The sequence below is a fragment of the Allobosea sp. TAB14 genome (assembly GCF_052113865.1).
Classification (GTDB): domain Bacteria; phylum Pseudomonadota; class Alphaproteobacteria; order Rhizobiales; family Beijerinckiaceae; genus Allobosea; species Allobosea spartocytisi.
The window spans coordinates 1-7,466 of record NZ_JBFRDQ010000197.1; the positions used below are offsets into that span (position 1 = coordinate 1).

A 7,466-nucleotide genomic window follows, 5' to 3' on the forward strand; every position below is an offset into this window, starting at 1 on the left:
GCGCTACGGGATCAGCTTCATCCGCCAGACGGTGGAGGGCGGCGTCATCTTCGGGGAATCCTCGGAAGAGGCCGGGCTGGACGATCGCACCACGCCCGATGTCATCCAGACGACGGCCCAACGCGCCGTCGCCGCCTTGCCGCTGCTCGCCAATGCGCAGGTCGTGCGCAGTTGGGCGGCGCTGCGCGTGATGTCGCCGGACGGCATGCCAGTCTATGCCGAGTCGGCGGCCCATCCGGGCGCCTTCCTGGTCACGGTCCATAGCGGCGTCACGCTCGCGCCGTTCCATGCCGGCCCCCTTGCCACCGCATTGTCCGCCGGCCGGCTGGATCCGGCCTGGCAGCCTTTCTCATCGGATCGCTTCAGTGTTCCAGCGTCTTGACCTCCGGGAATTCGATACCTCGTTCACCTTCGCGGGCAGAGCCATTCCCGCCCGCGAAGGGGAGAATCTCGCTGCGGCCATTCTGCGTGCCGACATCAAGGCCTTCCGCAGCACACCGCGATCCGGGGCCTCGCGCGGCCCCTATTGCATGATGGGGGTGTGCTTCGAATGCCTCGTCACGGTCGATGGCGAGCCCAATCGGCAGGCCTGCCTTGAGACCGTGCATGGCGGCATGGTCGTCGAGCCGCAGGCGGGCGCCGCGGAGATCAACCGGTGACCGCCCCGTTCGACGTCGCGATCATCGGCGCGGGGCCGGCCGGCATGGCAGCTGCCGTCATGGCCCGGAAGCAGGGTCTGAGCTGCGTGGTGTTCGACGAGGCCGGCCGACCCGGTGGCCAGATCTATCGCGCCGTTACCGAGCGGCCGGAACGGGATCGCCAGGACATCCTGGGACCGGACTATTATGCGGGTCTCGACCTGGTCGAGGCCTTCCAGCGCTCCGGCGCGGAGCATCGCGCCGGGACGATGGTCTGGTCCATCGCGGAGGGAGAGATCCATTGGCGCTCGCGCAGCGGCTCGGGCGTGACCTTCGCGCGCCGGATCGTCGCGGCGGCCGGTGCGATGGAGCGTCCCTTCCCGCTCCGCGGCTGGACCTTGCCCGGCGTGATGACCGCCGGCGCGGCCCAGATCCTGCTGAAATCCGCCGGGCTGGTGGAGGACGACATTGTCTTCGTCGGTTGCGGGCCGCTGCTCTACCTCGTCGCGGCGCAATATTGTCGCGCCGGCCATCCGCCGCGGCTGGTCATCGAGACGACACCGCGGAGGAACCTCGGCGCGGCGCTCCCGCATCTCCCGCGAGCCCTTCTCGCCGCCCGCTATCTGTTCAAGGGGCTCGGTCTGATCCGCGAGCTGCGGGCCGCGGGCGTCCGGATCGAGCGCGGCGTGGAGCAGGTGGAGCTCGAAGGCGAGGACGCCATACGCGGCGTGAGATGGCGTAGCGGCGGGCGCTGGCAGCGCGCCGATACGGGCCGTGTCGCGCTCCATCAGGGCGTCGTGCCCAATGTGAATCTCGCCATGGCTCTGCGCTGCCGGCACCTCTGGGACGAGCGCCAGCGCTGCTGGCGGCCCGCGCTCGACGAGTGGAACCGCTCCAGCCAGCCCTGGCTCTGGATCGCCGGCGACGAAGCCGGAATCGCCGGCGCCGTTTCGGCGCGACTGAGCGGCGCGATCGCCGCACTCGACATCGCCCGCGACCTCGGCGCGATCGACGAGCGGGAGCGCAACAGGGCCGGCACTCCTTTGCGAGCGGCGCTCGGGCGCGACCGCGCCGTCAGGCCGTTCCTGGAGACGCTCTACCGGCCGAGCGACGTCTTCGTCGTGCCGCAGGCGGACGACGTCATCATCTGCCGCTGCGAGGAGGTGACGCGGGGCGAGATCGAGCGCGTCGTGAAGGAGGGCGCGGCCGGCCCTAACCAGGCGAAGGGATTCCTGCGCTGCGGGATGGGGCCCTGCCAGGGCCGAATGTGCGGGCATACGGTCACGGAGACGATGTCCGCGCTGAGCGGGAAAGGCCAGGAGGAGATCGGCTACTTCAGGCAGCGCATGCCAATCAAGCCGATCACCACAGGCGAGATCGCAGCCTCAGCCCCATTCGACGGGGCAGGCGCGTGAAGCGGCTCGAAGAACCTCATGAGCCGGGCGATACGCATGAGTTCTATGAGCCGATCGATAGACGCCGAAGGGAACGAACGGATTAGGCGCCGCTTGATGCGCCGTGGCCCATCTCGTCATCCGCGATGAGCAGGAGCTGACCGCTGCGCTGGAGCGGGCCGAGGAACTGCTGGGCTGTACCACCGCTAGCGACGAAGAACGCGAGCKCGCGGCRRTCGCCGATGCTGTCGAGACCTATCGGCAATCCAAGCGCCGGGCCGAGTCCCGCCTGGTCATTCGCCTTCGGCAGGAGCCGCCGAAATCCGAACCCTGGGGGCTGTCATTCTGCAGCCTCTTCATCACCAGGGCCGTCGTGGAGGGCAAGCTTGAGCATGGCCTCGGACGAAGCGAACAGCAGATCGCGCTCCTTCTCGTTCAGCACGGCTGCGATGGCGTTCTCCAACCAGACCCGCCGCGCATGAATATCGTCGGCCAACACGCGCCGCCCTCGATCGTTGAGGGCAATGAGGATTTCGCGCCGATCGGCATCGCTTCGGGCTCTGACAATGAGCCCCTCCTGCTCCAGACCCGCGAGGATGCGAGTCAGTGACTGGGGCTGAAGACGTTCCTCGGTAGCGAGCTGGGTGGCGGCCATAGGGCCAAGCCGGCTTAGGGTTCCGAGGATGCTGACAGCGGACAGGGTGACCGAACCCTTCGGGCGCTCTGCTCGCAGCCGGCGGCCGAGCGCCAGAACGGCCCGCAGAATCGATATGGCTTCCTCACGGGATGAACTTTCCATATGCTACGCATAGCGTATTATATCGGGAGGCACCAGGTCATCCGGAGCGAATGCCGAACCTGAGCACAAGAGCGCATCTGCGGGAGGCTTTTCGCTGGTCCCCAGACGGGAAAATCGAGGTCGCCGCGATTCTTGCGGCGGGGCTGGGCATGGCCTGCCCGGTGCTTCTCGCCATGCAGAGAGGGCACCTCGCGCTGGGCCTTGCTGCGGCCATCGGCGGCCTCGCGGTGGGGCGCGTGGAGATTGGCGCAGGCTTGCAGGCACATGCAAAGAGCGAGCTCGATGTGCTCGTTCCCATAGTTCTCGCTGCGCTTTGTGCAGCCCTTCTTGGAGGATATGGCTGGCTGAGCAATGTCGGGCTGCTCCTGCTTTCGGGCATCGCTGCGGTGATCAGCGGCTTCAGTCGCTTCATGGTCGTAGCGGCGACCCGTTTTGTCCTCTTCCTGATGATTGTGAGCGCCGTGCCGCCGGCTGCGGAACCCGTGCGCGCATTGACCGCGCTGGGGTTCGTGGGGCTGATTTCCGCGGGTGCGTTTTGGACCTCAGGGCTCAGCCTGCTTTTCGGCGCCCTCGCCCGCCGAACCCGGCAAGCAGCGCCGGAGCCCGCCGATGCGCCGGTCCGGGTCCCGACGGCACGACAGAAATTCGTCCGCTGGCGACGCTCGCTCGCCGCGCCGGCCGGCTGGAGCTACCCTGCAAGGCTGGTCACTTGCCTGGCGATTGCTGCGGGGCTGGATATCGCCTGGCCCAACCATCATTTTCACTGGATCGGGCTGACCGTGGCGATCCTGACTCCGCGGCACGTGGAGACTGTGCCGATCAAGGCAACACAGAGGGCGCTTGGCACGGCACTCGGGGTTGCCGCGGCAGGGATCTTCCTGCGGCTGGGACTGCCCGCCTGGGCTCTCGTGGTCGCCATCGGGCTTCTGGCCGCTGTGCGCCCTGTGCTGCGGGGCGGCAATTATCTGGCCTACTCGGCTGTGATGACGCCGCTGATCATCCTGCTCATCGACGCCGGTCGGACGTTGGAGAACGATCTGCTGCTCGATCGTCTCGTCGCCACGCTGATCGGCGCATCACTCGTGGTTGGCGCCAACTTGTTGTTCGTCCAATTCACTGCACGACGAAACGAAAACACGTCCCCGCCCGCAATCGCCCGGTCCTTCGACGACGGTGAGCCGTAGGTGCTTGTCGGCGGCGAGCTTGGCCGGCCACAGGCCGAAGCGCTCTTGCGTCCAGTCGAGCATGGTCCGGGCCGAGCCGATCTCGGCCTGCCGGATCGCGCGGCTGGCCTCGACCTCGACGATGACGGCGTGATCGAGATCGATCAGATCGTTGGGGGCATAGGCGAAGAAGGCCTGGCCCCTCAGGGCTCCGGTCCATTGCGCCGCCGGATCGGAGCGGGAGACGAACTTCGGCTTGGCCTCGCTGGCCGCGCCCCAGGCGGCCTCGTCGAGCGTGTCGAGATACTCGCACACCGAGCGGCGGGTCCGGGCGAGATCGTCCCAGTCGACCGGCTCGGAGGCTTCGGCCGAACGCTGCTTGTTGGCATCGGCCTTGATCAGGCTGGCATCGACCGCAAAGCCTTCGCCGCCGACCAGCCCCTCCGCGATGCAGCGCTGCACGGTCGTCTCGAACAGCTCGCGCAACAGATCGCTCTCGCGGAAGCGGCCCTGCCGGTTCTTCGAGAAGGTCGAGTGATCAGGCACGTCGCCGTCGAGCCCGAGCCGACAGAACCAGCGGTAGGCCAGGTTCAGACGCACCTCCTCGCACAGGCGSCGCTCGGARCGGATGCCGAAGCAATAGCCGATSARCAGYATCCGGATCATYMGCTCCGGATCGCTCACTTTGCCTAGATCAGGCTGCCTATGTTTCCAACGAGCTGCCCCTTGGCCACAAAAGCATGCTCGGTTTGCCGCAGGACGAAGCCGGACACCGGCGCCTTGATCTCAAGCGCATTCGCGGAAACGCCGCCAATCGGGTGCAGTCGCGCTACGAGTTGCCCACTTTCAACCTTGTCGCCGAGCTCAATGCAATGTTCCACCAGTGCAGGCGCAGGAGCGAGATATTGCCCGTCCGACCCGGCGCTGAAATGCACGCCGGCAAAGGGCACGGGCTCTAGCTGCGGCTTGATCGCGCCGAAATCGGCGAGCGCGCGCAGGAGGCCGTCCTCCATGATCGTCAGCTCTTCGGATTTCATCCGGCCGCCGCCGCCCTCGACCTCGATCGAGGCGAGATCGGCGAGCTTGGCGGCACCGCAGGCCGTCTCGTCGATGCCGTCGACATGCTGGACGAAACGGTAGCCCCAGGCTTCCATCAGCCGATTCAGGCGGGCATCGTCGACCACGCTCTTCTGCGTCGCGAAGCCGAAGACCATCGGCACCACCGAGACGTCGCTGCCGCCGGCATGAACGTCGATCAGCAGATCGACGACGGGGAAGAGCCGCTCCGTCACGAAGGCGCAGAGCCGTTCCGTCGGCGTGCCGTCCGCCTTGCCGGGGAAGCAGCGGTTCATGTTCTGGCCGTCGAAGGGAGAGAGGCGCTTGCCCTTCTGCGAGGCCGGGAAATTGAGCGAGGGGATGATGATGACGCGCCCGGTGACATCGGCCGGCGTCAGCCGCTCGGCCAGGCGACGCAGCACGATCTGAGCCTCGTATTCGTCGCCATGGATGCCGCCGAGCAGCAGCACCGAGGGGCCTTCGCCATTGTTGATGCAGCAGAGAATCTCCCCTGCGATCCCCTCCGGTGGTCCCGCGATCGGGCCGAGGTCGTGGACGGTCTTGCCGGGGCGGGCGGGGTCGAAATCGGTCAGCATGAATCCAGATCCTGTCCTGCGGCGGATGCGGGCAGGGCCGCATCCGCCGGCTGGCGTCGATGGTGTGGAGGGGTCAGGCCGCGGCGCGCCCGAGCGCGGCGGCCTTGAGYATCTCGGCGGGCTTGTGGAAACGCAGCGGCGAGAACGGCTCCAGCGCCTCCGGCTTCTCGCCGGTCGCGATCCATTCGCTGAACAGCCTGGTGAAGCCGAGCGAAATGGCGAAGCCGTGGCCGGACCAGCCATAGCCGTAGATCAGGTTCGGCAACGCCTCGGCCTGTCCGATCAGCGGAATCTGGTCGGCCGCGACAGTCTCCACCCGCGAGGCGTCGACGCTGAGCAGGCTGGAGTTGTCGATGAAGGGCATGGTCAGGAGGCCGTCGGTGACGTTCTGCGTCATCGAGCTGAGGGAGCCCTTCCACAGCCCTTCCGGCGTGTAGCCGACATGGGCTCCGCCCGAGAGCATGATCGTGCCATCCGGGAGCTGTTTCACCGCCAGCCGGCGATGTGCATGGGAGAGCAGGTGGTTGATCGTCCTGTTCAGCGGGTTCGAAACGAAATGCATCTGCGGCATCAGGTTCCAGACCGGGCCGAGCTCATGCGGTTTCAGCACGGGCTTGAGCAGCGCCTCGGCGCCGGCATTGGCGACGACGACGAGGCGCGAGCCGACCGGGACCGTCTCGCCGCTGGCGAGCTTGACCGCCGTCACCGCCCCGCGCGTCTGCACGATCTCGGCGACCTTGGCGCCGGTGCGGATGACGGCGCCGGCCTTAGCCGCCTCCTTGGCGAATTGGCGCGTCGCGAAGCTGTGGTCTCCGACGCCGTCATGCGGGCACCAGATCGCGCCGAGGATGCCGGGAGCAAGTTCAGGCTCGCGGGCGAGCGCCTCGTCGCGCGAGAGCACCTCGGAGGGTGTGCCGAGGCTCGCCTGGACCATCGCGGTCGCTTCCATGCGGCCGCGCACCTCGTGTTCGCGATGGCCGTAGGAGACGTCGTAGATCTTGAGGCCGCCGACGCGGCGGTAGCCGACGCCGCCCTCGATCCTGGCCTGGTATTCGGCCCAGAGTTGCTGGGCCAGCGCGCAGACCGGCAATTCGCGCAGGTCGYGGCCGCTGGCGCGCACACCACGCTCGCCGGGCCCGCCCGAGGCACCGCCGGCGATCTCGCCGGCCTCGAGCAGGGTGACACTGCGGCCCGCCTTGGCGAGTTGATAGGCCAGGCTCGTCCCGTAGATGCCGCCGCCGACGATGACGACTTCGGAGGCGCTGTTGTGATCGGACATCGATCGAATCCTTCGTCTTTCAACTCTCTTGGATGTGGGGGCGTTCAACCGCGAAATGACAGCTCGCGGCGCTGCGGCCCCCGGGCGCAGGGTGGAGAACGGGCGTTTCCTCAACGCAGCGGCGCGGCAGGCGTCCGTCGGGCGTGTTGACGCCCGGCAGGCCCTCGGCGGCGAGCTCGCGGGCGAGCGAGCAGCGCGTGTGGAAGCTGCAGCCGCTGGGTATGGCGAGCGGGCTCGGGATCGAGCCTTCGAGCAAAGCGGGGCGCCCGGCGCGCTGCGGCGGCACCGCAGGCGCGGCAATCGCCATCAGGCTGCGCGTATAGGGATGACGCGGCGCGCCGCAGACCTCCTCGACATCGCCCTGCTCGACGAAGCGGCCGAGATACATGACACCAACTGCGTCAGCCATGTGGGCGACCAGGGCAAGGTCATGGGTGATGACGATATAGGTCAGGGCGAGGCGGGCCTGCAGCTCGGCGAGCAGGTTGATGATCTGCGCCTGTACGGAAACGTCCAGCGCGCTCACCGGCTCGTCGAGGAC

The 7,466-nt window shown here is 67.6% G+C and carries 8 protein-coding genes and 1 pseudogene; 4 read left to right on the top strand and 5 right to left on the bottom strand.

Annotation, left to right across the window (positions count from 1 at the left end; all coding sequences use genetic code 11):
• The 3 genes from AB4Y99_RS23110 to AB4Y99_RS23120 all read left to right on the top strand — a co-directional run.
• Positions 1 to 382: NAD(P)/FAD-dependent oxidoreductase (locus tag AB4Y99_RS23110; protein WP_441524969.1), on the top strand; the 382-nt coding region annotated here is incomplete at its 5' end.
• Positions 366 to 659 (top strand): (2Fe-2S)-binding protein, encoded by a 294-nt coding sequence (locus AB4Y99_RS23115; RefSeq protein WP_441524970.1) that lies wholly within the window; start codon positions 366 to 368, stop codon positions 657 to 659. The genes AB4Y99_RS23110 and AB4Y99_RS23115, both read left to right, overlap by 17 nt.
• Positions 656 to 2,053, top strand: a complete 1,398-nt coding sequence (locus AB4Y99_RS23120) for an FAD/NAD(P)-dependent oxidoreductase (RefSeq protein WP_441524971.1) — start codon at positions 656 to 658, stop codon at positions 2,051 to 2,053. Before AB4Y99_RS23115 ends, AB4Y99_RS23120 begins: the two co-directional genes overlap by 4 nt.
• Positions 2,054 to 2,372: 319 nt before the next feature.
• On the opposite strand, the gene AB4Y99_RS23125 is transcribed toward AB4Y99_RS23120, so the two are convergent.
• The gene (locus AB4Y99_RS23125; protein WP_133560807.1) at positions 2,373 to 2,831 is read right to left on the bottom strand and encodes a MarR family winged helix-turn-helix transcriptional regulator; all 459 of its coding nucleotides are present in this window, start codon (positions 2,829 to 2,831) and stop codon (positions 2,373 to 2,375) included.
• Between the two features lie 50 nt (positions 2,832 to 2,881).
• Here AB4Y99_RS23125 and AB4Y99_RS23130 point away from each other — a divergent pair, with 50 nt between their 5' ends.
• A complete protein-coding gene (locus tag AB4Y99_RS23130) occupies positions 2,882 to 4,015 on the top strand; it encodes an FUSC family protein (RefSeq protein WP_441524972.1) in 1,134 nt (377 codons plus the stop codon).
• 6 nt (positions 4,016 to 4,021) lie between these two features.
• On the opposite strand, the pseudogene AB4Y99_RS23135 reads toward AB4Y99_RS23130, so the two are convergent.
• The 4 genes and pseudogenes from AB4Y99_RS23135 to AB4Y99_RS23150 all read right to left on the bottom strand — a co-directional run.
• Positions 4,022 to 4,672 (bottom strand): annotated as a pseudogene (locus tag AB4Y99_RS23135) (transposase); the annotation flags it as partial.
• A gap of 11 nt (positions 4,673 to 4,683) precedes the next feature.
• Positions 4,684 to 5,646 carry a succinylglutamate desuccinylase/aspartoacylase family protein gene (locus AB4Y99_RS23140; protein WP_441524973.1) on the bottom strand — a complete coding sequence of 321 codons (963 nt, stop codon included), beginning with the start codon at positions 5,644 to 5,646 and terminating at the stop codon, positions 4,684 to 4,686.
• Between the two features lie 73 nt (positions 5,647 to 5,719).
• A complete protein-coding gene (locus AB4Y99_RS23145) occupies positions 5,720 to 6,925 on the bottom strand; it encodes an NAD(P)/FAD-dependent oxidoreductase (RefSeq protein WP_441524974.1) in 1,206 nt (401 codons plus the stop codon).
• Between the two features lie 19 nt (positions 6,926 to 6,944).
• Positions 6,945 to 7,466, bottom strand: a 522-nt coding sequence (locus tag AB4Y99_RS23150) for an oligopeptide/dipeptide ABC transporter ATP-binding protein (protein ID WP_441524975.1), incomplete at its 5' end; no start/stop codon positions are given.